This window comes from Cellvibrio sp. KY-GH-1, assembly GCF_008806975.1.
GTDB lineage: Bacteria > Pseudomonadota > Gammaproteobacteria > Pseudomonadales > Cellvibrionaceae > Cellvibrio.
The window spans coordinates 1,531,359-1,557,531 of record NZ_CP031728.1 but is presented as its reverse complement, the minus strand read 5'-3'; the positions used below and the strand labels follow the sequence as shown (position 1 = coordinate 1,557,531).

Below are 26,173 nucleotides of genomic sequence, written 5' to 3'. Positions count from 1 at the left end.
ATGCGCACCTCTCAACGAGGGGCGGTTAGCTCAGTTGGTAGAGCAATGCCCTTACAAGGCATGGGTCACAAGTTCGAGTCTTGTACCGCCCACCAAATCCCGCAAGGGACGCTCGTTTGAGAAGCATTCGCGGACCGGTAGTTCAGTCGGTTAGAATGCCGGCCTGTCACGCCGGAGGTCGCGGGTTCGAGCCCCGTCCGGTCCGCCACTATACTAAAAACCCGTACTTAGTTTTAAGTGCGGGTTTTTTATTTGTGGCGATTTTATTGGGTGGCCGGTTTTTTATAGCCTTTTTGTTACAGGTTAATAAAAAATCGGTATACATAAAATTGTCATCTGCAATTGGTAATTTAGGAATCAGGGAGTAAAGTTCCAGGGCGGTGCCAGAATCGGTCGCCGTTCAGACGGGATGAGTTCCCTCTGTATATTAACTTTAAAGGAGTAGAAACCATGCAAGACTATATCGAAGACCTGCTGGATGATCTTTACGACGACGTCGATGACGAAACTTCAGAAGACTATTCAGATATTTAACCCGGGCTTATGCAGCAATTCGCTGCAGGCTCGCGGTGCCGTCCCTTTTTACCCTCCCTTTTTCATAACTCCCGCACGCGGTTTTCCTTTTATTAATAACAATCTGTTGTCATAACTGTTTGTTTTGGTTAATTTTTCGTCGATTGGACCGCAAAATTGCGCGAAAGTCCTCGTTGCGGGTAGCCGTTCACGTTTTCAATTCGGGCTCTTTTTTATACTGGTCGCCATACTTCGCCTGTTTTGAGACGACAACCTATGTCTACCCCTTCCGCAGAACTACTCGAAGCGGTTTTTCTGTATCAGGATGAACAGATATCCCGCGAGTTACTCTATCCCGAGTTTGAAGCCATTCTGGATGGCTTCATTCCCTTTCCGGATTTTGCGAACACGACTGCAAAGGCGGTCTATCTTCAAATAGATTCAACTTTATGTGTAACCGGTCTGGTATTTTTCCTGATTTCCTTTGATGCCAGCGGCATGGTTGATCGCCGCTGGAATGTTCCTTTGCGTCAATTGATTGATGCTACCGGCACTGGCCCAGATATGGGGGCGGGTGCTATTCGTCTGGCATGCTATAGCCAGTGTCCGATTGCGTGGCACCAGAAAAACTTGTGGGACCCGCTGATGGATACGGCCAACAACAGTTTTGTGGCCATACGCAAGGCGGTGAAAAGCAATCGCTTGGGTATGGTGGTAAAGCCAGCCAAGCGGGAAAAAGCCAAGGCTACTCCTACGGTAAAACCGGTTATTGATAACTCGCGCGAGCAGGAGGCTCTCGAGCAAAAGCTGCACGATCATTACACCCAGGAATTGCGCGATAAAATGGCGATGCTGATTAAGGAGCAGCGTCTACGTATAGCGACTCTGATGAATCAGCATCAAGCTAAAGTGCACAGCGTACAGATTGAGCAGCAGGAACGCGTTTCGGCTTATCAGCAAAAACTGCATGAGTATGAGCGGGAATGCCATGATTTGAACGAGCGAAATCGCATGCTCAAGGAAAATCTGGATGCGCAGGTTAATAAAATCGAAGGGATGCGCGAATATTTTGCGCACAAATTAAAAGCAGCACAGGCCGGTGAGTCTGGTCAAATTCAGCTGTTGCAGGAAAATTTTGCGCTAGAGATGGAAGCCAAAATCAGTGCCGCAACTGGTGAATTGCGTGAAATGCTGGACATGCGCGAGGTGGAATTGTTTTATCGCCACCAGAATGAGATGGCATTGAAAGAAGAAATTGTTAATTTGAAGCGCGAGCAACAGCAGCTGCTAAAAAATAGCGGTGATCAGCTACTGGAACGTTTAACCAAAGCGGGCGTTAGTTTGGTGACCTTTTTGCCAGGCTTGGGTGAGATGGCAATTCCTTTGGATGATATAGGCGTTTATCTGGAAGATACTCAGACGTATGCCGCTGAGAAAGCCGGGGTGAGCGAGGCTATTTATTTGTCCTGGCTTGAGCATCACCAATCACCCTGTTGCAATGCGGTTGATCCACGCGGACATAGTTGTGGTCGCAGTATTACCGTAATTGAGACACCGTTTGAGTTTCATCCGGGAGAAAGTGATCGCTGCAGTCAGCACCAAACCCTTATCTATTCAAAAGTGGCTGAGCGGCGTTAAGAATTTGTGCCTCGTTAAGCTGGGGTATGTCGAGTAGCCCATAGGGTGATGTAAGCAGTGGTAATTGATTCGGACGATGATTTTTTTAAACTTGCCTGTGCAGTGCCGCTGCAAGTAGCTACGACTCCAGTGCTGAGAGGTGCCGGAGTCGAGCTGGTGGTAAGACGCGATGATTTAATTGATGCGAGTTTGTCGGGCAATAAGGCCTATAAACTGTTTTATAACCTGCGTGCGGCGCGCGACGCCGGTTTTTTGCGGGTGCTGAGTTTTGGTGGGGCCTATTCCAATCATTTACATGCGTTGGCGATGGCGGGTTTAAAATTTGGTTTTAATACTTTGGGCGTTGTACGTGGCGAGCGGCCGGCGTCGTTAAGTCCCACGCTTATGGATGCGCAAAATGCCGGAATGGAGCTGATTTTCATCAGCCGCGAATCCTATCAAAGCAAATCTTTCAGTCAGCTTTTGGATGGGTGGCGTAAGCAATTTGGGGATTTTTATTTAATCCCCGAAGGCGGTGCAGGGGTGTTGGGCGCGAGGGGTATGAGCCTGAGTGGACGCGCCTTAGAGGAACAGTTGAAGGGTGACTATACTTCTGTGTGTATTGCATGCGGCACCGGAACCAGTCTTGCTGGATTGGCGGCGGGACTTGTAGCAGCTGGTCGTCACGACAAGCTAGCCTTGGGCTTCTCGGTACTTAAGGGTGATGGTGATTTGGGTACGGGGATTGCAAAGACCTATCAGCAGTTAGGTGTTGCGCAAGATTTATTCTGTGCTCACGAGCCGCGTCCGGCGGCCAATTGGCGATTAATTTCCGGTTTTCATGGTGGGGGTTATGGCAAAAAACTTCCCCCGAATTTATTTGCGTTCTGGCGGTCATTTGAGCGGGAAACAGGGATTCTTCTCGATCCGGTTTATACCTTGAAGCTGATTTGGGGAATTCATTGTCTGGCGGAATTGGGTTATTGGTCGCGCGGTTCTCGCATAGTTGCTATTCACAGCGGTGGGTTGCAGGGAAGAAGAGGATTTACTTGCCCCTGATCGTTTTATGTGGGGCAACGAGACGCCAAGTGGAAAATTATAAGTAGTTGGTGTTGGGGTGAGGGTTGTCCGGCACCGGAATTTGTCTCCTCTTGAAGGAAATGGTTATGCAGGCTCAAAAAACTGTTCAGATCGCACCAGTTGAATTTGATTTGAATTTGACGCGCACACTTATTCCACTGAAGGAAATGAGTGAAAGTCATTTGATGGCCCTGCTTGGTGATGCCTTACTCGAAGTGGTTTGTGCTGGCCAAACCCTGTTTACCGGTGGAAGTTACGACGCGCAGCATGTGTATTTGTTGTATGGCGATGTTGCATTGGTTGATGACACCGGCACTCGCACCCTCATTAAAGGTCGTAGCTCGCTGTTCCCAATTGCCCATCAGCAGCCGCGTGCTGTAACAGCAGTGGCGGAAACGGATTGCAGCGTATTGCGTATCGATAGCGAACGACTCGATAAGTTACTGACCTGGAGCCAGGTAGCAGATTACTTGCAATTAATTATTTCGCGCGAGCGCGACTTGGATGAAGACGTCGACTGGATGATGACGGTGTTGAGATCCAATTTATTTTTCAAAGTCCCCCCGCTTAATGTCGAACAAATTTTTTCGCGTCTGACCCCACAAGTTGTCTATGCCGGCGATGTGATTATTCGCGAGGGCGAGATGGGGGAGCAGTGTTATTTCATTAAAGAAGGTGAGGCGGATGTGACGCGTCACTCTGACAATAAACGTCAACATTTGGCGACAATTGGCGTCGGACGCTGCTTTGGTGAAGATGCCTTGGTAAATGAAACGGTACGTAACGCAACAGTGATGATGCGGACCGATGGTGTGTTAATGCGGTTGGAAAAACAGGATTTTTATCGTCTGTTGAAGGAGCCAAACGTTTCAGCGCTCGGTTTTAATGAGCTTGAAGATGCCCTTGCGAAGGGTGTTGTTACTGTGGATGTGCGCAGCGAGGAGGAGTATAGCGAAGCGCATTTGCCCAAAGCGGTGAATATTCCGTTAAATATTCTGGCGATAAAATCGCGCCTGCTGAACAAAGATAATCTGTATATTTTTTATTGCGATACCGGACGCCGTAGTCGCGCGGCAGGCTATCTGCTCGCGGAGCATGGTTACAAAACCCTTGCACTGGATAACTGCAATCAGTTGTTCGGCAATCTGGGTAAATCCATGTTGCGTGACAGACGTAATTATGTGTTGCGTGCCGGTGAGGCTATGCCGGGACGGACAGATTAGTCGGCCAGTCATCCGCAACCGCAAACAAGCGCTCTGATTCGGCCCAATATTCAGCTTTTGCGGTGAGATGTTTCTTCATCGCTGCGATCAGTAGCGGGCGGTTAGCGCTTATTAATTCCCCCCTGATTTTTTCGATAAGCTGTTCATTACCGAGCAGCCGTTCGGAGCTTTCTGCCTGTGCAGGTGATAGCCAGAATTTTCGCTCGATAATCAACCAATATTGGCATTCCTGCTTTGAAAGCTGTTCTGAAAGTTGCTCGATTAGTTGACTGGCAAACCACCAATCTCCACGCGTGTGAACCTTACTGCTAAAGGCGGGCTGGCTTGGGTGTTGGGCAGGTGAAAATAAATAGCCTTGCAAACAAAGCCCGGTGTTCCAATGCGAAACTGCGGGGTAACGGGTTTCCAGTTGCTCTTTTGCTTCGAGGTTTTGGTGCAGTGGCAGTTGGTGTTGGCGCAGGTGATTGAGTTTCAGATCCAGCCGATCTTTTCCCTCTGGGCCTATCCAGTATTTCCATTCGGAGCCCTCCAGAGTATTGCGCGTGCTGCATAAGTAAAATTTCACCGCGGTCTCGATATGCCAGTATTCATTATTGCGGCGGCAGAGAAAGTCGAAGGCGCCGAGCGTTATGCCTGCGCGATCAATTTGCAGGTTGTGTTGCAATAACTCCCATTCCGGATGATTGGCAAAATAGAAATGCCACAGCGCCTCGTAATAAATTCCCAGTCGTGTGCTTTTAACCTGGGCTACGTGATCGAGTAGCGGTTGGGGTTCTTTGTCCAACGCTTCCAGCCACGGCCAGAGCGACTGGTTGTCATGCGGAAGTATTTGCGCGTTGCTGCCGGGTAGGTCTTGCATCAATGGGGCGCTGAAACAGCACCAGGCTAAGTCACGCACTGCTTGTTGTCGTAAGTCGTGCAGTTTTGCGATAGTGGCGTTATGGTGACTCGGGTTGCTACTGCTGAGGTTTGGTTGCATAGAAAGTTGCATCCCGGTGATGGTTCGCTGGCTATAATAGCCTTGAAACGCACAGTGATCTAACCTGGGCTTGCAGGATCAATACAACCGCTGACGCAGTGGATGATTTATGACTCAATTTTCAACGATAGGCCTTATTGGCCATCTCAATAACGAGCGTGCGGTTTACTCCATTAAACGGTTAATTCGTTTTCTGCAAAAGCGCGGCAGAAATTTTGTGTTGGAAGCAGAAACTGCCGCGTTGGTCTGCGACGCGAATATTGTCAAAGCTGCCCAACGCATCATGGATATGGAAGCTATGGGGCAGGTGTGTGACCTGGTGATTGTCGTGGGTGGTGATGGCAGCCTCTTGCGCGGCGCTCGTGCACTGGCTAAATACAAAGTGCCCTTGCTGGGTGTTAACCGCGGGCGCCTTGGCTTTTTAACCGACATTACTCCGGAAGATATTGAAAACAAGGTCGACGAAGTTCTGTCGGGTGATTACATTTCAGAAATGCGCTTTTTGCTGGATATGGAAGTTGTGCGCAACGGTCAGCTAATTGCGTCCGCCGACGCGTTCAACGATGTGGTCCTTCACCCAGGTCAATTCATTCATATGCTGCAATTTGAAATCAGCGTGGATGGGGTCTTCGTAACGAGTCAGCGCTCCGATGGTGTGATTGTGTCTACCCCCACTGGTTCAACCGCTTATTCGCTAAGTGGTGGTGGCCCGTTGCTGCACCCGACATTGGATGCCATCGTTGTTGTTCCCATGAATCCCCATACCTTGAGTAGTCGGCCGATAGTGGTGGCGGGTAGTAGTGAAATCACTGTCGTTGTGGGGGAACATAATCGCGCAGAACCTATGGTTACTTGCGATGGGCATTCCCATGTGGATGTTCAAACCGGCGACGAAATTCGGATCCGCAAAAAACCGCAATTGCTGCAATTACTCCATCCCAACGATTACAACTTCTATGAGCGCTGCCGCTCCAAACTGGGTTGGGGCGGCCATCTGCTAAAGGAATGATATGACCGAAACATCGCCCATAAGATCAATCCTTCAGCCCAGCATAGGTGAGGCTTATGGGTACGATTTGATCGGTGATATTCACGGTTGTGCCCATACGTTGGAACGTTTGCTCCAGCAGATGGGGTATAAGAAGCAGCGTGGCGTTTATCGTCATCCCCAGCGGCAGGTAATTTTTTTGGGCGACGTGGTAGATCGTGGCCCACGTATCCGCGAAGCATTACACCTGGTGCGCGATATGGTAGAGGCGCGCGCAGCACTCATGGTGTTAGGGAATCATGAATTTAATGCAATTACCTACACTACCCCCGCAGGGCCAGGTTCCAGGGACTATTTGCGACCCCATACCCAAGCCAATGCCCGCCAGGTTGCTGAAACCCTGGAGCAATTTGCAGAACACACGCAGGAATGGTTGGCGTTTGTGCGCTGGTTTGTCGAGTTGCCGCTGTTTCTCGAGATAGAGCACCCGAAAACTCATCAGGTATTTCGCGCGGTGCATGCCTGTTGGGATCATGCGTTGATTGATAAGCATCGCCAACAGTATGGTGATGGGCATATTGATTGGCCGTTCGTGATTAAGTCAACTCAGAAGGGCAGCCTGGAGGCAATTACCAAGCAGCGGCTTACCGGTGGTGTGGATTTGCCATTGCCTGAGGGCGAGGTAATGGTATCTGCGGATGGTTATCAGCGTCGGGCCTTTCGCACCAAATTCTGGGGTCACACTGCAGATACCTACGGACAATTGCTATTTCAGCCCGACCCATTGCCGGAGCACGTTGCCTGTGCTGCTATCAGTGCTGATCATCGTGCGCAGATGGTTTATTACGATACCTCTCAACCACCGCTCTTTATCGGACATTATTGGTTAAAGGGCACCCCACGACCTTTGGCTCCCAATCTCGCTTGCCTGGATTATAGTGCGGTTAAATTCGGGCGATTGGTGGCTTATCGCATGGACGGTGAGGCACAATTGCAACCGGATAAATTTGTATGGGTCTATGTAGATCCCTAATCTAACTGAAGTAGTAATTGCCAGGTGGTTTGTTTATTTTGAACTGGATAGCGGTTAAATATTTTTCACTCGATCAAGACCTGCAGGAATTAAGCGATTATTTGCGCGCGCGCGGCCTGCAACATCGTATTACCGAAGAGCAGGGGCAGCAATGTCTATGGGTGTTGGATGAGCGGGTGGTTCCGGCTCTGCAGGAGTTTTTAGCGCAATATTCGCAGGGTGATGTACGTTTGGAGCCAGCCACGGTTGCAGAGTCCACCCCATATTCGCCTCCTTCGCTCGTTCAGCAAGCCGCGCAAGTTCCGGTCGTGATTTTGTTAATAGTGCTCAGTGCTCTGGGGGCATTTTTAGTTGAATCGGGTAGCCAACTAGTTCACTGGTTCAGCTTTCAGGAATTTTCCACCACTCGCATTACTCCGCTGGCTGATTCGCTCGCTGCCGGAGAAGTATGGCGTTTACTAACGCCCATATTTTTACATTTTGGTATTTTTCACGTGCTATTTAACAGCTTGTGGATGTGGGATTTGGGGCGACGCCTGGAATACCTCATGGGTGCCTGGTCGTTTTTGTTATTTGTCGTGCTCACCGGGGTGGCTTCCAATGTTGCGCAATACCTTTGGAGTGGTACACCTGCATTTGGCGGTATGTCCGGGGTGGTTTATGCGTTAGTGGGATTTATTGCTGTGCGCCAGCGAATGGTGCCTCATCCCCTGGTAGCAGTTCCTTCAGCGCTTATTGGTTTTATGTTGTTTTGGTTAGTTCTGTGTATGACTGGCGTCGTGGATTATTTTATTGCCGGTTCTGTCGCCAACGCCGCGCATCTGGGTGGGCTAATTGCCGGTGCTTTGTATGCTTTGATGACTACACAATTCTTTCGTCGTTAATTTTTTTGATTTGCGGGTAAACCCAATGGATATACAACAGCTACTTTCCGGCCTCACTCCGGAAATTTACCAAAATTTAAAGCGCGCGGTAGAGTTGGGTAAATGGCCCGATGGCAATCGTCTCTCAAGTGAGCAGCGCCAGTTGTGTATGCAAGCGGTAATTGCCTACGAGCACAAAAACCTGCCGCCAGACCAACACACAGGCTACATTCCGCCGGAACCTCATACGTTTTGCGGCGATGATGATCACGACCATGATCATGCGCACACGGATAAACCCATTAAGTGGGTCGAATAATTACTACCTTTGTTAACGAATCAGGATGTTGCCATGACTGCCGTAGAACAAAATCTTCCCGCCACAGAGCAAGCGCCCAAAACCATTTATTTAAAAGATTATGCAGTACCCGATTATTTAATTAAAACCACGGATTTACGGTTTGAAATTTATGACGGTGAAACGGTTGTTAGTGCGATGTTGCAGTTGTACCGCAACCCGGCAGCGGCACAGCCTGCAACGCAATTGACCTTGCATGGCGCGAATCTGGAATTGGTGTCCATTGCATTAAATGGAAAAATTTTAGGCGAAGGCGATTATCAATTCGGTGACGAGTCCATCACGATTCTTAATACACCAGAAGAATTTACGCTCATTACTATTACCAAAATAAAGCCAGAGCAAAATACCTCGCTAGAAGGTTTGTATCGTTCGCGCACCATGTACTGCACCCAATGCGAGGCAGAAGGTTTCCGCAAGATAACCTATTATCTGGATCGCCCGGATGTGATGAGTGAATTCACTACTACTGTGGTGACCGATAAAAAATACCCGGTACTTTTATCCAACGGTAATTTGATTGATCAAGGCGAACAGGAAAACAATCGCCATTATGCCACTTGGCATGACCCCTTTAAAAAACCTGCTTACCTGTTTGCGTTAGTCGCTGGAGATCTTTCCTGCATTGAGGACACTTTTACGACCTGCTCGGGTCGAGACGTGACGCTAAAGATTTTTGTCGAGCCAAAGGACCTGGACAAGTGTGATCACGCCATGACTTCGCTGAAAAATTCCATGCGTTGGGATGAAGAAGTCTACGGGCGCGAATACGATTTGAATATCTTTATGATAGTGGCGGTGGATGATTTCAACATGGGCGCCATGGAAAACAAGGGCCTGAATATTTTCAATACATCCTGTGTGTTGGCAAAACCGGAAACCACAACCGATGCGGGGTTTCAGCGTGTTGAAGGTGTAGTGGCTCATGAATATTTTCACAACTGGAGTGGCAATCGTGTTACCTGTCGCGATTGGTTCCAGTTAAGTTTGAAAGAGGGTTTTACGGTTTATCGCGATTCGGAATTTTCTGCCGATATGGGCTCACGCACGGTAAAACGTGTAGAAGATGTAACACTATTGCGCACCGCCCAGTTCGCCGAAGATGCTGGCCCTATGGCGCATCCAATTCGCCCCGAATCCTATATCGAAATTTCCAACTTCTACACCATGACTGTTTATGAAAAAGGTGCAGAAGTTATTCGTATGCTGGCTACCTTGTTAGGCAAAGAAAATTTCCGCAAGGGTACAGATTTGTATTTTGATCGTCACGATGGTCAGGCAGTGACGACTGAGGATTTTGTCAAAGCATTGGAAGATGCTTCCGGTTTTGATCTCACCCAGTTCAAACGCTGGTATTCACAAGCGGGCACACCGCGCCTGCAAATTACCGATTCTTACGATGAAGATGCACAGGAATACTCGCTCACGATCAAACAATCCTGCCCGCCCACGCCGGAATGTGCGAATAAATTACCGTTCCATATTCCCGTTGCCGTGGGCTTGATTGGTAGTGGGGGTGATCTGCCACTCGCTTTAAAAAATGCCGAGCCGGATTTTGAAACAAGCGATAATACCTACAAAGTTTTGGAGTTAACCGAGGCAGAGCAAACCTTCGTGTTTGAGCGCGTGTTTGAAAAACCCGTGCCGAGTTTGGTGCGCGGTTTTTCGGCGCCGGTGAAATGGCATTACGATTATTCTCAGGACGATTTAGTGTTACTAATGAGCCGTGACAGCGATGGCTTTAATCGCTGGGAAGCCAGCCAACAATTGGGGCTGCACGCGATTCAAGAGGCAATGGTTGCACACCAACAGGGGCAGTCCCTTGCGAACTGGCAAGTGGAAACGGCATTGGTAGAGGCCTATCGCAACGTACTGCGAGATACCAGTCTGGATAGGGCCATGGTTGCCTATATGCTTAGCTTGCCTTCAGAGGCTTACCTCAGCGAGTTGGCAGACGTTATTGACGTAGAGGCAATTCACTGCGGTCGTGCGGCGGTGCGCAAAGCCCTTGCGCGTGCACTGCGCCCGGAGTTGGAAACTATCTATCGCGCTTACGACCATCAACAAACCTACGCGGTAACAGCCGCTGCTATAGCGGCACGCAGTTTAAAAAATGTAACCTTGGGTTATTTGATGTTGCTGGGTGATGACGCATTGATAAAGCAATGCGAGAGCCAATATCGCACTGCTAATAATATGACTGATGTGATGGCGGCCTTAACACAATTGGTAAATAGCGATGCCCCCTTGGCTCAGCAACTTGCCACCAGTTCCCTCGATGATTTTTACCAACGTTGGCAGCATGAATCGCTGGTGGTTAACCAATGGCTCAGTGTGCAAGCTATGTGCGTATTGCCGGGTACATTGCAAAAAGTAAAGGCATTGCAAACACACGCGGCATTTGATGGCAAAAATCCTAACAAGATTCGCGCTCTTATCGCCGGCTTTTGTGCCAGCAATCCGATTAATTTTCACGCGGATGCAGGAGCCGGTTATCAATTTCTTGCAGATCAAATTATCCAACTCAATACGCAAAATCCGTCTATTGCGTCGCGCCTATTAACGCCTTTGACTAAATGGAAAAAATATAATTCTCAACGTCAGTCTTTAATGAAGGCACAACTCGAACGAATAATGGCGGAACCGGATTTATCCAAGGATGTGTTTGAGGTGGTAAGCAAGAGTCTCGCTTGATTTTTGTTTATAAAATCAACGCACTAAAAACCCGGCATTACGCCGGGTTTTTTTGTTTTTGACGAAAAATTGTCGAATTTTCTGCGCAGCTTATTTTCACTAATAATTTTTCAAAAAATTGACAATTTTATTGTTTGTTTGGTGGCATGAATGTTGATTGGGATATGGTGAGAGAGTAAAAACAAATAAACGCCAATTACCTGTGCACCTTTTTGCTGCCTGGATAGTTTGGTGCTTAACAGGTTGCACCGATCTTGTGCGTGATTTTACTGGCTGAATATTTATTGAGTCAGGTGGAGGTTGTGTAATGGTGCGTTTTTTGGGGCAAGCTGTTGCCTCGGTGAAGTTATGGGTGTTGTTGACGGCGATTTTTTGCTGTCTGTTGTTGGTGACAATTGCGATTTTGCTCCAAGCGAATAGTTACTGGCTATCTATACCTCTGATATTGGTTGTACTTCTGGTGCTTGGGTTAATTGGCGGTGTGAGCAATGACATTACCGGGATTAAGCGGTATTTGGCGGCTGTCGACAAGGACGAGGTCGCTGATTGGAACCGCTTGGTAGTCGGCCCTTTACATGGATTGCACGATACATTCATCGAGGTGTTTAAAGCGAGACAAAGACGCAATGCGGAATATAAAGATGCAATGAAAGAAATGGGGCATTCGTCATTTGAGTTGGCCGCCAATGCCAAGGAGGTTTCCAAAAGCGCTGCTTATCAATCAAATGCAACCCAATCGAGCGCGGCAGCTATCACGGAAATAAGTCACAGCATTGAAGATATCAGTAGTCGTATTGTGGCAGCGCGAGATGCAGCAACCAAATCTTGTGACTTAAGCAAGCAGGGCGGCAGTGCCTTGAAAGAGGCGAGCAAGGAGGTAAATGCTGTTGCTAATCTCGCGCGTGAAACAGAAGCTCGTGTGGGTGACTTGGAGAATTTAATGAGAAATGTAACGGCTATGTCACAGGTTATCAGTGATATTGCCGGCCAAACAAATCTGCTGGCGCTAAATGCGGCGATTGAGGCAGCGCGCGCCGGCGAGCATGGGCGTGGTTTTGCGGTGGTAGCGGATGAAGTTCGTGCGCTGTCGGCACGGAGTCAGGGTTCGGCGACTGAGATTGCTACTAATATTGCCCGCGTGCAGGAGAGCATGCAGCAAGTCTTGGTTAGCATGACTAAGGTCGTGGAAAAAATGGGTAAATCAATTGAGGAGGTTGGCGTCGCGGACGAGTCTTTAACGGCAATTTTAACCACAACCGATGATGTATTTTCTTTAATTGACGAAATTGCAGTAGCCGCTGGGCAGCAGAGTATTGCCGCGCGGGAGATTTCAACACACATAGAAACTGTTGCGGACCTGGCGAATCAAAATAGTTTTCGCGCCGGGCAAGCGGCAGAAATTGCAGAGCACTTGCATAGATTGACCCACAGCTCGGAGTAACACCATGGAAACTCCTGTTTCTCTAATGATAATTTTATTGGCTTTTCCGGTGGGGTTTTTGATTTTTTTGATGGTGTCTTTACGCCGCAAGAAACGTCAGGCAACCTTGTTATTTAGTCGAGGGATTGAGTACATCAAACTGCTGCGCAGTTTATTAACCTACGTGCAGCAACACCGCGGACTCACTACTGGTTTTATTAATGGTAATCACGCGGCCAAGCCGGATATTGAAGGTTTGAATGTACGCATCAAACGCATGATGGAAGATGTAGAGACCACGGGTGACTGGATGGCGGAAAATGTCAAATGGTCAAGCTTAGTGGACCATTGGACACGACTGGGAATGGGTTATTTGCAGGGAGATGCAGATAAAAATTTTAAGCAGCACAATATTCTTATCGCAAATTTGCTTTATTTAATCGATGACGTGGCCGATGCGCACCATTTGTCGAAGCTGACAGGTGATGCAATGGATACCGATTGGCGATATCTCTTATCGATTGCCGAATACATCGGTCAAGCGCGTGCTTTGGGTACGGGTGTTGCCGCTAAAGGGGAGTGTTCCAGCGTGTTACGTATTCAGTTGAACCATCTGCGCAATAAAATTGCGTCGAGTGTTGATGCATCCTGGCCGGAGAAATCACGGGTGGAAATTCACTACTTACTCCGCTGCATTGAATCGCAATTAATTGTCGATAAACCCAGTATAGATGCGAGTGAATATTTCCGATTGGCAACCCGCTGTATTGAGCATGTGCTGGAGCAGTTTGATCGTCAAATTGACCGCTTGCAGTATTACCGGAATTAATACTTTTCCTGCAATACGCACAACTAAATCCAAGACTGATAAAAAGACGCCGGCATTTGCCGGCGTCTTTTTATCAGTCTTTAATAGAGCGTGTGCTTAATTATGGATAAAGTGGCTTTAAAGCGGCTTGGTGGGTCGCATATTTTTGCCGGTCACGACGCAAATTGGCCAGGAGCTGCAACAGCTTGTCCAGGTCCGGTGCAACATCTTGATTGCCGAAAATAGCTTCATCCAGTTTACGCAGTTCATCGCTAAGCTCTGCCAGCTGGGCGTGCTTCTCGATTGCTTGCAGGCTAGTGATATCTGCCGCTTTCCAATGGATTCTTGCCCAATCAATCACTGCTTTCCGTAAACCGGTAAGTGATTTTTCAGCAAGCTGTCGTTTTACCTGATTCCAGGCTGCCGCTTCTGTTTCAACTTGCGCGTGAGAAGTTTGTTGGCGATGACGCTGGCTGACTTCATGAACACGTTTGTATTGCCAAAACTTCATTGCAAAATACAAAGCAACGGCTAGCGATATCAGGTTGGTGACATAAAGCCACCAGGGTGTTTTATTAATAACTTGAACCTCTGGTTGTGCGCTACTTGCATCTGTATTTATTGCTACGCCGGTTGGCTCTTGGTTCGCATCCTCAGGTAGCGGGTTTGTTGTCGAATTGAGATTGTTCTGGCTCATGGCACCGCTGCCAACTTTTAATGTAACGGCATTCAAATAGGCAGTTTCCATCATTTGACTATGGTTGTTCCACCAACGCACTTCGGTTTGGGGCAAGGTGAATGTCCCTTCTTTGGTTGGCACTATGGCGATAGTTTCAATGCGTGAACCTACGACTCCATTCGGTGACTTTTGGTCGTCGTTTTGGGCTTGGTCTTTGTAGAAGGTAATACCATCAATACTATTTACTTCCAGTGGATTAATTTGCCCGGCAGTTAAGCCCTCGGCCTTAATGGTAATTGTGCGAGTGATGGGTTCTCCCACTTTGAGCGAATCGGTGCTTGCGCTCCAATGTTCTTCCAGTTCCACTTTGTTGGCTGGCATCCAGGGGGCGCCATTGGCGGAGGCAGGGGTTGGTAACACATTCACTTTTTGTTCTTCCGTGCGCAGGCGCAATACATTGCTCTGGCCGTTTCCGTAAAACCTGTCCCAAATATCGCGTGAGCCGTTATTGACGGAGACTTGATATAACATGCTGGGAATAAGTAATTCGCCGCTCTGTTGCGGGAAAATTGCGTAGCGGGTTTCCACGACCGCGCCGGGGCGATTATTAATTTTAGTCTGGTATTGTTTTTCATCTAATTGCACAACTAATGCGTCTTTTACTTGCAGTGGTTGCAAATCAACACCAGATAAGCCTACGGTGGTGTAAAGGCGTAGAGTCACAATGACTTGCTGTTGTACATAAACAGTATCAGCATTGGTTTCGATTTCCACGCTAACATCGTTTTGCCCATCTTTGGGTTTGCGGCTTTTTCCTTCCACAGTGATTTCAATCGCATCGCTCACAGCGCCATCAATTTTGAACGAGGGTATTAATAATTTGCCGATACGTTTGGGGGCCAGCGCAATTTTCCACTCGGTAGACGCTTCCATGTTGCCGTTAATAATGCTCATTTGCGTGCCGCTTTGGGTATTGAGAATGTCAAAATCTTTTTGCAGCAATTCATAATCCGGGGTTGCATTGATCTGTTCGTCGTAACGCAGCACCAGGGTAAAGGTTTCTTCCAACCCCAACGCGTCGCGGTCCACACTGGCAGTGAGGTTGCCTGCAAACACGTTTAGTCCGGTTACCATTAATAGGAAGCCGACTGCGCGACTTAACCAGTTTTTAATTGTTGAATTTGTAGGTTTCATAATTACCACCGACCCTCCGCGCCATTTTCAGGGGCGGACCATTCGCCGTTTAACATTTCCTGATTGCGTTTGTAATGTTCGTAGTTGAATTTGTTGCGTAGTAAACCACCCGGATCATCCGGAACACGCCTTAGCCATTGCTCCATTGCCTGGCGTTCTTCATCCGTCAGGCCGTCATCGGCTGGCGTCGCTGCCTGCGCGTCCTGCTGTTCTGCTGGTTGCTCTTTATCTTCTTCAGCAGGCTGCGCAGCCTGCTTTTTCTCATCGTCCTTTTGTTGTTCGTCTTTTGGCTGGTTTGCGTTTTGTTGCTGTTTGTCGGACGGTTGCTCGTTGTTTTGTTGTTCTTGTTGCTGATCCTTCTGCGCTTGGTTTTTCATGTCTTGCTTTTGTTGTTCCTTCTGCTGGTCTTGCTGTGATTGATCTTGCTCGCTTTGTTGCTGATCGTTCTGATCACTATTTTTTTGATTTTGCGAATCCTGATTCTGTTGTTTATCCTGATTTTGCTGGGATTGATCCTGTTGGTTTTTCTGATCCTGTTGTTGGTCTTGTTTGTTTTGTTGATCAGAATTCTTGTCTTGCTTTTGATCCTGGTTTTGCTGATCTTGTTTCTGTTGCTGCTGTTTTATAGCGTCTTCAACCAATTGGCGGTTATTTTTCGCATCTTCCAAGTCTGGTTGTTGTTTTAACGCCTCATCGTAAGCTTTGATCGCCTCGGGCAACTTTCCTGCCTTGGCGAGCGCATTACCACGGTTGTAATGAGCATTGGCAGTATCGAATTGGGAAAAATTTTTAGCTGCTTCAGCATAATCACCGGCGCGATACTGGGCGCTGGCTTTCCATTCAGGGTCTTCAAAATTCTGCGCAGCTTCGGTTGCCTGTTCTTGTTGCAACTGGTCATAAGCTTGCTGGTTTTTGTTTTTCCATAAATCATCCCATCCCAAGGCGTAGCTTTTCGTGGGTGACAAGCCCGCGAGTGGAATCAGTAATAGACTTAACAACACTCCGCGACGGAAACAGTAGAGTACAACGGGTAATAACAGAATTACTAACCAATGACCCCGGTCGTACCAGCTATCAAACTCGCGATCCACTTTTTGGGTTTCTTGTTTTTCGGGCGCAGGCAAATTCATTAAATAATCAATATCACTGCTGTTGTTGCTAAGGGTGCGATAGCGGCCGCGCGTCTGGTTCGCAAGCGTTTGCAATTCGCTGACATTTAATTGGGTGGTAACGATACCGCGTTTGCCATCGCGAACAAAACCACCTTTGCTGCTCGGGATTGGCGTGGGTTCTGTGCCGCCAACTCCCATCACAGATAAACGGTATTGGCCGTTCTGCTTCATGGTCTCAATAATGCTGTATTGCGCATCGGCGATGACACCGTCAGTCATTAACAGCAAATCGCCTTGGGGAATGCCAGCATCTTTTAATAGTTTTAGACCGCGCTCTACCGCCGCTTCGGTATTGCTACCTTCTGCCGGCATTACGTTCGGGTGGAGTGCGGGAATAATATTGATGATGGTTTCCACGTCGTCGGTCAGTGGTGTCACCACATGCACATCGCCGGCGTAAACCAGCAGGGCTGTTTGGCCATCTTTACGTTCGCGCAAGAAGTCGATCAGCTTCAAGCGTGCTCGCACTAATCGCGAAGGTTTTAAATCTTCACTCGTCATAGACGGTGAGAGATCGAGCATTATCACCAGCGCCTGTTGATTTTTTTCTACCGCAACCGGGCGCTTTTCCCAACTGGGGCCAGCCATAGCGAGACAGGCAATTACCCAGCTCACCAGTAATACAAGTAAATAGAAAGGGTTGATGCGCGTAGTTTGTCCGTCGAGCAAATACTTGAGTAATTCGGGCGCTACTATTTGCTGCCACTGACGAGCGCGGTGTTTTTGATACCAGAGCGTAAGGGCGAGCACGACAGCGGGCACTAATGCTAGCAGCCACCAGGGGCGTAAAAAATGAAATAAATCCAGAGTGCTCATTATCTTGCCTCCACCCCGGTTGTTGTTAACGGTGTGCTGCGCCCTTGCCAAAGGTGCAGACCGGCCATTGCCATACTCAACAGGAATGCAAATGCCAGCGGCCAATAAAATAATGTCTCTACCGGGCGAAAGGTTTCTGCTTCTATTTCAATCGGTTCCAATTGATCCAGTTCACGGTGAATGTTGTCCAATTCCTCCAAATTACGTGCACGGAAATATTTGCCGCCGGTTTTTTCGGCGATTGCAATCATGGTGGGTTCATCCAGATCGCGTGACGGATTCACTGTGCGCGAGCCAAACAGGCCGGGCACTTCCATAGACTCAGCACCAAACGCAATGGTGTAGATTTTAATATTGGCTTTTTGTGCAAGCTCGGTCGCTTTATCCGGTGCCAACACGCCGGCAGTGTTCGCTCCATCAGTGAGTAAGACCAGTACACGGCTGCTATCGGGGCGATCGCGTAAACGTTTTACGGCCAGCGCAATGGCATCACCGATAGCGGTTTCACGGCCGGCAAATCCAATTTGCGCTTCTTGCAATAATTCATTAACGGTTTGCCGATCGTAGGTTAGCGGTGCCTGCAAATAGGCTTGGGCGCCAAATAAAATTAAACCCAGTCGATCACTATTGCGACGGGTAACAAAGTCGCCAATGACTTTTTTAACGGCCATTAAGCGCGTAATACGTTGGCCGTTCAGTGCCATGTCGGTTTGTTCCATACTCCCGGAAATATCTACGGCCATTAATAAATCGCGCCCGCTGGACGGCATGCTCATAGGTTCACCTACCCATTGCGGATTAGTTGCCGCGATCACGCAACTCAACCACATCGCCCAGAGCGCAAATAATTTCGCCGGGCGTTTACCAACACTCAAGCGATTCAATTTTTCTAACTGGCTGGCATGTTGATAGAAAGGCACACGCAGTGCGGCCTCAACCCGTTTTTTAGGGGCGACAAATCTCATCGCGAGCGGCAGCGGAGCAAGCAACAATAATAACGGCCATTGCATTTCAAACATGGTTGGCCTCCGCAGTACTCGCCGTTGTTTTAGTCAGCGGCAATTTTTGATGTTGGTTGCGATGCTGCGCTAACCAATAGCCGCAAAGGTTGTACAGTGCCGTTGCATCCACCGAGGGTTTTTTTTGATAACTGGCAGTCAACAATTGTTCTCCGCAGGGTGAGTTAAATCGACGTTGCGGATGTTTTGTGTCAATAGGGCAGACGCTATCCAGCCAATCCAGCCAAGCCTGACCTTTAATGCTGGCACTGAACGAGTTGGGGTAGGCGGTTAATGCGGTGCGGCGCAACAGTACGCTCACTTCATGCAATAAGGTCGCCGCATTTTCATCGTGTTGATAGCTTGCATAAATTTTGTCTAACTGCTGTTGCGCGTGTAGGCGATAACTATTTTGTCTGGTTTTATGGCGCCAAACAAAAAAGGCGATAACTGCAATAACCAACAGGGCCAGCAGTGCCCACCAGCCTGGAGCTAACGGCCACCAGCTTACTGTATCGGGCAAATGAATATCAGCGAGTTGATCGAGTGGTGATGGAGTAGGTTGCATAAATTTAAGTGCACCGGATTCGATTTATTTTTTGCGCCCAAATGCTTTGCGTAATCCCTCTTGAATGTCATCGCTCGTGGCGTAACTCAGTAAAGGAATGCGCAAGCGCTTGCAAAGCTGGACGAGAGTATTGAGTTGTTGATCGAATTGATTTTTGAACGCCTGCTGGAACATTTTTTCATTAGTCGCCAATTGCAGCCGCTCGCGACCATTGCTAATAGTCAGGGGGCTGTTGCTAATTAGTTGTCGTTCCAGTGGGTCGTAAAGGTGAATAAGTGTGACATCCGTATGGCGGGCCAGCTCAAACAATTGTTGCTCGCACGCTGGGTTCATATCTTGAAAATCGCTGATAATAAACAGTGCGCACCCTGGCTTGGCAATACGACGTGCATCAGCGAGCATCCGGTGCAGTTCGTTTGCCGGTTGATTACCGATTGCTTGCGGTGCTATGGGCGAATTCAAGCGGTGATTGTAATCCTGCAATTGATGGAGCAGTTCTAATACCGCGTGTTTACTCCGGCGCGGGCGCACATCGCGTTGATCGTAATCACCAAACACCAATGCACCCAACCGATCGCCATTGGCGAGTGCGGCCCAACTCAACAGTGCGGCGATGTGTGCAGCGAGCACGGATTTAAAACAGCGCTGGCTGCCAAAAAATAATGATGAGCGCTGGTCCACCAGCATAAACACCGGCCGCTCGCGCTCTTCGCGAAAAATTTTGGTGTGGGCAACCTGCGTGCGTGCAGTGACTCGCCAATCAATAGAGCGAATATCATCGCCTGGTTGATAGAGGCGCACTTCTTCAAAATCCATTCCGCGTCCGCGAAAACGCGTGCGCTCACCGCCGGATAACAAACTACGTGCAGGTTGATGGGCGAAGAGTTTTAAATCCTGTGCCGCAAAACGGCAGCGCAGTAGTGCACTTAATTCAGTATAAGCGCCGCGCGGATTCAAATCTTGTTGCAATTCACTCATGGCTATTTACTCGTGACTTTAGCGTCAATCAAATTAGCTAAGAGGAACTGCCGCTAATAATTTATCAATGGCGTGATTCGGTGTTGTGCCGGTCGCTTCCGCTTCGAAACTTAAGATCAACCGGTGGCGGAGCACATCATGGGCTACGGCTTGTACGTCATCTGGGCTGACAAAATCGCGACCATTCAACCATGCATGGGCGCGCGCGCAGCGATCCAACGCAATAGTTGCGCGCGGACTTGCGCCGTACTCAATCAATTCGTCCAATTCTTCTGAATATTGGCCGGGACGGCGGGTCGCATTAATCAAATGAACAATGTAATCCTCTACGGATTCCGCCATGTGAATGGCGAGAATTTCCTTGCGGGCCGCATCAATAGTGGCCTGACTAATCACCTTGGGTTGTGTTGCACTAATCGCGGCGGCTTCATTGCGCGCGAGTTGCAGAATTTTGCGCTCTGCATCAATGCTGGGGTAATCCACAATAACATGCAGCAAGAAGCGGTCGAGTTGAGCTTCCGGTAAGGGATAAGTACCTTCTTGTTCAATCGGGTTCTGGGTTGCCATTACCATAAACAAACCGGGTAGGGGATACGTCTTGCTACCCACGCTCACTTGACGCTCGGCCATGGCTTCCAGCAGGGCGGATTGCACTTTGGCCGGCGCGCGGTTGATTTCGTCGGCCAGCACCAGGTTATGGAAAATCGGGCCGGGTTGGAATTCAAAGCGGTTTTGTTCGGGGCGATAAATGTCAGTACCTGTTACATCTGACGGCAGTAAATCCGGGGTGAACTGAATCCGGTGGAAGTTACCTTCAATGGCTTGCGACAGGGTTTTAATAGCCTTGGTTTTGGCCAGACCGGGCGCTCCTTCTACGAGCAAGTGGCCGTCGGCAAGCAGAGCGATGAGCAGACGCTGGATCAAATGCTCCTGGCCGATAATTTGGTCGTTGAGCCAGGTATTAAGCGATTGAATGTCTTGGTAGGCCTGCATGGTTCGCTGTCTTCCTCTTTTTATTGAGTGGTCGTGTTGATTGCTCAGTTGCGCTAGCCCTGTCTATGAGTTGCGCGCGCTGGATAGACTGCCCAATTTGGTGGCAGTTCCTTGTAATTTCAACTGTTTACAGGAAATTTTCGGCTAGGCTTAAAGAATACGGATTTTCCCGCACCCGGAGTTCAGGCCATGAATAGCCCCTTGGTTAGCCAGCATAAGCTCGCTGAATTTTTGGACGAATTTTACCGCTACGCCGCGCAAAAATTACCTGCGGCGGAATTGGAGTTGGTACAGGGGCTAGCGCGACGCTACTTTAATCATTATCCGCTGGATGAACTCATCGGACGGCGCTTGAGTGATGTGTTTGGCAGCGTTTACCAATGGTGGCAATTTATTCAGCAGTACGACGGCCAGGAGCCCAAGCTGCGCCTTTTTAATCCATCCCTCGCGGAAGACTCCTGGGTATGCCCGCACACGGTATTGGTGGTTCTGCAAACGGATATGCCGTTTTTAGTAGATTCGATTCGCATTGAATTAAACCGGCGCAATATTGCGATTTACGCCATAAAAAGCACGGTGTTGACGCTGGTGCGCAATGACAAGCACCAGCTAGTCGAACTGGGTAATGGCGATAAAGGTAATCAGTTAAACTCCGCGCAACCCGGATGCAAGGAGGCGCTGATAGTGATGGAAATTGGCGCTCATTCCAATCCACACGAGTTGGCGGCGATCAGTGCCAGTTTGCGCAGTATTTTGCGCGAAGTGGAATGCGTGGTGGCTGACTACCAACCTATGCGCGCTGCCGCTCTCGCGACGGAGCAAAACCTCACCCACGCTGTCCACGCACCGGCAGCCGCAGCGATTCAAGAAACTAAAGCCTTCTTGCATTGGTTAACGGAAGATAACTTTACCTTCCTTGGCTATTCCGAATATGAATTTCGTAACATCGAGGGAAAAAAAACGCTCTGCGAATTACCGGAGCAGCGTCTTGGTGTGTTTGCGTTGCGCAGCAACCCGGCGCCGCAGCTCGCAGTGGAATTGTTTAATGAGGGGATGGCGCGTTTGCATCTGGTGCCGCAGGTAATTGCGTTTTCCAAATCCTCCCGTCGCGCGCGCGTACACCGTTATGCGTATTCCGATTACGTCATCATCAAACGTTTTAATACCGATGGTGAAGTGATTGGTGAGGCGCGTTTCCTCGGGCTTTACACGTCTGGTGTTTATTTAATGGGCACCGGGGAAATTCCGTTAATCTCCACCAAGGTTGCCCATCTGTTCAGTAGAACGGGGTTGGATGAATCCAGTCACGATGGTAAAAATTTCCGCCAATTGCTGGAAACTTTTCCGCGTAACGAATTATTTCTCAGTAATAGTACTGAATTGTTTGAAACACTAATGGGCGCGGCGCGTATCAATGAGCGCTCCATGGTGCGCTTGTTTATGCGGCGTGATCCCTTCGGAAAATTCATCAATTTTATTGTCTATGTGCCGCGCGATTATTTTTCTACCAAGGTGCGTTTGCAGATTCAGCAGTTGATCGGTGATGCTATAGGCTCGCATGAATGTGAATTTACCACCTATTTTTCTGAGTCAATTCTAGCGCGGGTGTATCTCGTGTTTCGCGTTGATAGTTCTATGCCAAGCGCGATAGATGTGAATACCTTGCAAGCAGGCATAGTGAACATTACCCGCTCCTGGGAGGACTACTTACACACAGCACTATTAGAAGCGCACGGGGAAGAAATTAGCAATCAGTTATTGCGTGATTATCGCGATGCCTTTTCTTCAGCCTATCAGGAGCAATATGACGCGCGTACCGCGGTACAAGATATTCATTCCATCGCGGAGTTATCCGAGCGGCAATCGATTGCCCTGAGTGTTTATCATTCGCTCACGAATGAACCGGCCACCGTGGTGCAATTTAAAATTTTTCATCGCCAGCACACCCTCGCGCTGTCCGATGTTATTCCGGTATTGGAAAATCTGGGCTTTCGCGTGGTGAGTGAAAGTGCATTCGATATTCGTGCGCAATCCGGCACAGTTGTGTGGTTGCATGATTTTAAATTAGCGCACCAGTTTTCCAGTAGTATTGATTTACACGCGATTAAAAACCAGTTTATGAGTGCCTTTGCGGCCATCTGGAATGGCAACGCCGATAGTGATTCATTTAACGCGCTGATTACTACTGCCGGTTTGCATTGGCGACAAGTGGTTATGTTGCGCGCGTACGCTGGTTATATGCACCAAACCCTGTTCCCATTCAGTGCGAGCTACATGGCCGTTGCACTGACTAATCAAGCTGCATTAACGCATAAATTGGTGGAGTTATTTTCACTCAAGTTTGATCCGGCGTTGGTTGATGATTCCACCTCAACGCGCATTGCGACCTTGCACACCGATATTTTGCAGCGCCTGGATGCGGTAGCAAATTTAAATGATGATCGTATTATTCGCCGTTTCCTTGCGTTAATTGATAACACCTTGCGCACCAATTTTTATCAAGTTGATGAAGAAGGCCTGCCCAAGCCTTATCTTTCAATAAAATTTTCGCCGCGCCAGTTGAGCGAAATCCCTGCGCCGCGCCCCTTGTTTGAGATTTTTGTCTACTCGCCGCGTATGGAAGGCGTACATTTACGTACCAGTAAAGTCGCACGCGGAGGCCTGCGTTGGTCAGATCGTTTACAGGATTACCGCACCGAAGTGTTGGGCTTGGTTAAAGCCCAACAAGTAAAAAATGCGGTGATTGTTCCCAGTGGTGCCAAGGGTGGTTTTGTTTGTAAAAAAATGCCGGCGAACGTTGCGCGTGAACAACAGCAGGCGGAGGGGATTGCGTGTTACCAATTATTTATTCGCGGCCTGTTGGATTTAACCGATAACCTGATTGACGGTCGCATTTGTGCGCCGGAAAAAGTAGTACGCTATGACGATGATGATCCCTATTTGGTAGTAGCAGCCGATAAAGGTACAGCCAGTTTTTCAGATATTGCCAATGCGATTTCCGCTGAATACAACCATTGGTTGGGCGATGCATTTGCTTCCGGCGGCAGCCAAGGCTATGACCATAAAGGTATGGGGATTACCGCGCGCGGTGCATGGATTTCTGTGCAGCGTCACTTTCGTGAAAAAGATATCGATGTGCAAACTCAGTCGATTTCCGTGCTGGGTATTGGCGATATGGCCGGTGACGTATTCGGCAACGGTATGTTGTTATCCAGTGCGATTCAATTGGTGGCGGCGTTCAATCATCAGCATATTTTTATTGATCCAAACCCCGATACGGCGGCCAGTTTTGTCGAACGGCAGCGGTTGTTTACATTGCCTAAATCCACTTGGGACGATTATGAAAAATCCCTGATCAGTGAAGGTGGTGGGGTATTTAACCGCAGCGCAAAATCGATTGTGATTTCGCCGCAGATGCGCACCCGGTTTGCGTTGGACGCGGGCAGTTTAACGCCCACGGAATTAATCAATGAGTTATTGAAATCGCCGGTGGATTTAATCTGGAACGGTGGCATTGGCACTTATGTGAAAGCGAGCACTGAGACGCATGCTGACGTGGGCGATAAGGCGAACGATGGCCTGCGTGTTAGCGGCAATGAGTTGCGCTGCAAAGTATTTGGTGAAGGCGGCAATTTAGGAATGACCCAGCGTGGCCGTATTGAATACTGTTTAAATGGCGGCGCATGTAACACGGATTTTATTGATAACGCCGGTGGGGTTGATTGTTCGGATCATGAAGTTAATGCCAAGATATTACTCAATGAAATAGTAGCCAATGGCGATCTCACCCAAAAGCAACGCAATCAATTGTTATTGGATATGACCGACAATGTGGCCCAGTTGGTGTTGCATAATAACTTGCGTCAAACCCAGGCAATAAGCGTGGCGCAATCGGAAGCATTAAAGCGCAGCGCTGAATACCGCCGCTTTATGAATGGCTTGCAAGCATCTGGAAGATTGGATCGCAAACTCGAATTTTTGCCTAACGATGATGTGTTACTAGAGCGTCAAACCCATAATAAAGGCTTAACCAGGCCTGAGTTGGCGATTTTAATTTCTTATGCCAAGGCGGTGTTGAAAGAGGACTTAACTAATTCGGATCTGGTTGACGACGAATACATGGTTAGCTTTATAGAAACGGCCTTTCCCCACAAAATTGCACAATTATTCCCTCTCGCATTACGCAACCACCGTTTGCGGCGCGAAATTGTCGCGACGCAGATCGCCAACGATATGGTGAACACCATGGGCATCAGCTTTGCTCAGCGGTTAATGGAATCCACGGGCGCGAGTGCCGCCGATGTTGCCAAGGCTTATGTGATAGCGCGGGATATTTATTCCATGCCGGCATTCCTCGGCGCTTTGGATGACGCAGCGCGAATTCCCGGTGAACTACAGCTGCAATTAATCAACGATATGATGCGTAAAATTCGCAGGGCGACGCGCTGGTTTTTGCGCAATCGGCGCAGCTATTTGAGCCCCGCGAGCGAAGTTGAATTGTTTGCACCAGGAATGCGTCATATTAACGAAAACTTACCGCAGCTATTAACGGGTGATGCACTAACTGAGTGGGAAACTGCATCGCAAAAATTGCGTACGCTTGGGTTGCCTGATGAGTTGGTAAAGCGGGTCGCACATCCGGCCGATTTATATTCTGGCTTGAGTGTGGTGGAAGCGGCACGGCTTGCAAATCAGGATATCAATCAATTGGCGCAAATGTACTTTGCGTTAGGCAATTATTTGAGTTTGCCCTGGTTTGCGAATCAAATTTCGAATCTGCCGGTAGATAATTTCTGGCAAGCCATGGCGCGCGAAACCTACCTGGGAGATCTGGAATCGCAATTGCGCAGTCTTAGTGTTTCGCTAATTCGATTTAAGGACGATCAGCTCGCATTGGATGAACTTATTCAGCGCTGGAGCGGGCAGCACAAATTGCTGATTGTTCGCTGGAAATCCATGGTCAATGAATTACAAGCAGCTAGCGGAACTGACTTTGCGATGATCGCTGTGGCGCTACGCGATTTATTGGATCTTGCACAAGCTAGCCAACATTGTGAGGGTCTGGATTCATGTCCCATTGAGTAGTGACTTGCTGGTACACAAGTTTCGACTAGGATAATAGATAGTTCGTAGCATGGTATGCCTGTTGAATATTCAATAAACAGCGCCGCTCCAATCTATTCCATTGCCTGATTGTTT

Annotated in this window: 18 protein-coding genes and 2 tRNA genes; 13 read left to right on the top strand and 7 right to left on the bottom strand. The window is 48.6% G+C overall.

The genetic code is table 11. The features are described from left to right. Nucleotides 1-19 precede the first annotated feature (19 nt). The 5 genes from D0C16_RS06625 to D0C16_RS06605 all read left to right on the top strand — a co-directional run bounded on the left by D0C16_RS06625 (nucleotide 20) and on the right by D0C16_RS06605 (nucleotide 4,433). Nucleotides 20-95 (top strand) — tRNA-Val (locus D0C16_RS06625). A gap of 36 nt (nucleotides 96-131) precedes the next feature. Then, nucleotides 132-208 (top strand) — tRNA-Asp (locus tag D0C16_RS06620). A gap of 581 nt (nucleotides 209-789) precedes the next feature. After that, nucleotides 790-2,151, top strand: coding sequence for a hypothetical protein (locus D0C16_RS06615; RefSeq protein WP_151031585.1), 1,362 nt, complete (start codon nucleotides 790-792; stop codon nucleotides 2,149-2,151). A 57-nt stretch (nucleotides 2,152-2,208) separates the two neighbouring features. Then, a complete protein-coding gene (locus D0C16_RS06610) occupies nucleotides 2,209-3,189 on the top strand; it encodes a 1-aminocyclopropane-1-carboxylate deaminase/D-cysteine desulfhydrase (RefSeq protein WP_151031584.1) in 981 nt (326 codons plus the stop codon). 107 nt (nucleotides 3,190-3,296) lie between these two features. Further along, nucleotides 3,297-4,433, top strand: a complete 1,137-nt coding sequence (locus tag D0C16_RS06605) for a cyclic nucleotide-binding domain-containing protein (protein ID WP_151031583.1) — start codon at nucleotides 3,297-3,299, stop codon at nucleotides 4,431-4,433. On the opposite strand, the gene D0C16_RS06600 is transcribed toward D0C16_RS06605, so the two are convergent. Next, nucleotides 4,411-5,412: a DUF1853 family protein gene (locus D0C16_RS06600; RefSeq protein ID WP_191968659.1), complete on the bottom strand. Its 1,002-nt coding sequence runs from the start codon at nucleotides 5,410-5,412 to the stop codon at nucleotides 4,411-4,413. The two genes, D0C16_RS06605 and D0C16_RS06600, sit on opposite strands and share 23 nt — an antisense overlap. Nucleotides 5,413-5,521: 109 nt before the next feature. On the opposite strand from D0C16_RS06600, the gene D0C16_RS06595 reads away from it, so the two are divergent. The 7 genes from D0C16_RS06595 (at nucleotide 5,522) to D0C16_RS06565 (ending at nucleotide 13,597) form a co-directional block, all read left to right on the top strand. After that, on the top strand, nucleotides 5,522-6,421 hold the full coding sequence (locus D0C16_RS06595) for an NAD(+) kinase (protein ID WP_151031581.1): 900 nt from the start codon (nucleotides 5,522-5,524) through the stop codon (nucleotides 6,419-6,421). A 1-nt stretch (nucleotide 6,422) separates the two neighbouring features. Continuing rightward, the gene (locus tag D0C16_RS06590) at nucleotides 6,423-7,433 is read left to right on the top strand and encodes a metallophosphoesterase (protein WP_151031580.1); all 1,011 of its coding nucleotides are present in this window, start codon (nucleotides 6,423-6,425) and stop codon (nucleotides 7,431-7,433) included. A gap of 38 nt (nucleotides 7,434-7,471) precedes the next feature. Beyond that, a complete protein-coding gene (locus D0C16_RS06585; protein WP_151031579.1) occupies nucleotides 7,472-8,317 on the top strand; it encodes a rhomboid family intramembrane serine protease in 846 nt (281 codons plus the stop codon). Between the two features lie 25 nt (nucleotides 8,318-8,342). Further along, nucleotides 8,343-8,615 carry a YeaC family protein gene (locus D0C16_RS06580; RefSeq protein WP_151031578.1) on the top strand — a complete coding sequence of 91 codons (273 nt, stop codon included), beginning with the start codon at nucleotides 8,343-8,345 and terminating at the stop codon, nucleotides 8,613-8,615. 33 nt (nucleotides 8,616-8,648) lie between these two features. Continuing rightward, nucleotides 8,649-11,348 (top strand): aminopeptidase N, encoded by a 2,700-nt coding sequence (gene pepN, locus D0C16_RS06575; RefSeq protein ID WP_151031577.1) that lies wholly within the window; start codon nucleotides 8,649-8,651, stop codon nucleotides 11,346-11,348. A 307-nt stretch (nucleotides 11,349-11,655) separates the two neighbouring features. Continuing rightward, on the top strand, nucleotides 11,656-12,789 hold the full coding sequence (locus D0C16_RS06570) for a methyl-accepting chemotaxis protein (RefSeq protein ID WP_151031576.1): 1,134 nt from the start codon (nucleotides 11,656-11,658) through the stop codon (nucleotides 12,787-12,789). 4 nt (nucleotides 12,790-12,793) lie between these two features. Continuing rightward, on the top strand, nucleotides 12,794-13,597 hold the full coding sequence (locus D0C16_RS06565) for a nitrate- and nitrite sensing domain-containing protein (protein WP_151031575.1): 804 nt from the start codon (nucleotides 12,794-12,796) through the stop codon (nucleotides 13,595-13,597). 100 nt (nucleotides 13,598-13,697) lie between these two features. Here the strand turns inward: D0C16_RS06565 and D0C16_RS06560 are convergent, their stop codons facing one another. Genes D0C16_RS06560 through D0C16_RS06535 form a run of 6 tightly spaced genes read right to left on the bottom strand, consistent with a single transcriptional unit; the run spans nucleotide 13,698 to nucleotide 20,974 of the window. Beyond that, nucleotides 13,698-15,449, bottom strand: a complete 1,752-nt coding sequence (locus tag D0C16_RS06560) for a BatD family protein (protein WP_151031574.1) — start codon at nucleotides 15,447-15,449, stop codon at nucleotides 13,698-13,700. 2 nt (nucleotides 15,450-15,451) lie between these two features. Beyond that, the gene (locus tag D0C16_RS06555; protein WP_151031573.1) at nucleotides 15,452-17,437 is read right to left on the bottom strand and encodes a VWA domain-containing protein; all 1,986 of its coding nucleotides are present in this window, start codon (nucleotides 17,435-17,437) and stop codon (nucleotides 15,452-15,454) included. Next, on the bottom strand, nucleotides 17,437-18,456 hold the full coding sequence (locus D0C16_RS06550; RefSeq protein ID WP_151031572.1) for a VWA domain-containing protein: 1,020 nt from the start codon (nucleotides 18,454-18,456) through the stop codon (nucleotides 17,437-17,439). Before D0C16_RS06550 ends, D0C16_RS06555 begins: the two co-directional genes overlap by 1 nt. Next, nucleotides 18,449-19,003: a DUF4381 domain-containing protein gene (locus D0C16_RS06545; protein ID WP_151031571.1), complete on the bottom strand. Its 555-nt coding sequence runs from the start codon at nucleotides 19,001-19,003 to the stop codon at nucleotides 18,449-18,451. Before D0C16_RS06545 ends, D0C16_RS06550 begins: the two co-directional genes overlap by 8 nt. A gap of 24 nt (nucleotides 19,004-19,027) precedes the next feature. Further along, nucleotides 19,028-19,981 carry a DUF58 domain-containing protein gene (locus tag D0C16_RS06540; RefSeq protein WP_151031570.1) on the bottom strand — a complete coding sequence of 318 codons (954 nt, stop codon included), beginning with the start codon at nucleotides 19,979-19,981 and terminating at the stop codon, nucleotides 19,028-19,030. Nucleotides 19,982-20,014: 33 nt separating this feature from the next. After that, entirely contained in the window at nucleotides 20,015-20,974 is a 960-nt protein-coding gene (locus D0C16_RS06535; protein WP_151031569.1) for a MoxR family ATPase, read from the bottom strand. 189 nt (nucleotides 20,975-21,163) lie between these two features. Between D0C16_RS06535 and D0C16_RS06530 the strand changes: the two genes are divergently transcribed. Further along, the gene (locus D0C16_RS06530; RefSeq protein ID WP_151031568.1) at nucleotides 21,164-26,059 is read left to right on the top strand and encodes an NAD-glutamate dehydrogenase; all 4,896 of its coding nucleotides are present in this window, start codon (nucleotides 21,164-21,166) and stop codon (nucleotides 26,057-26,059) included. The last annotated feature ends 114 nt before the right edge of the window (nucleotides 26,060-26,173 follow it).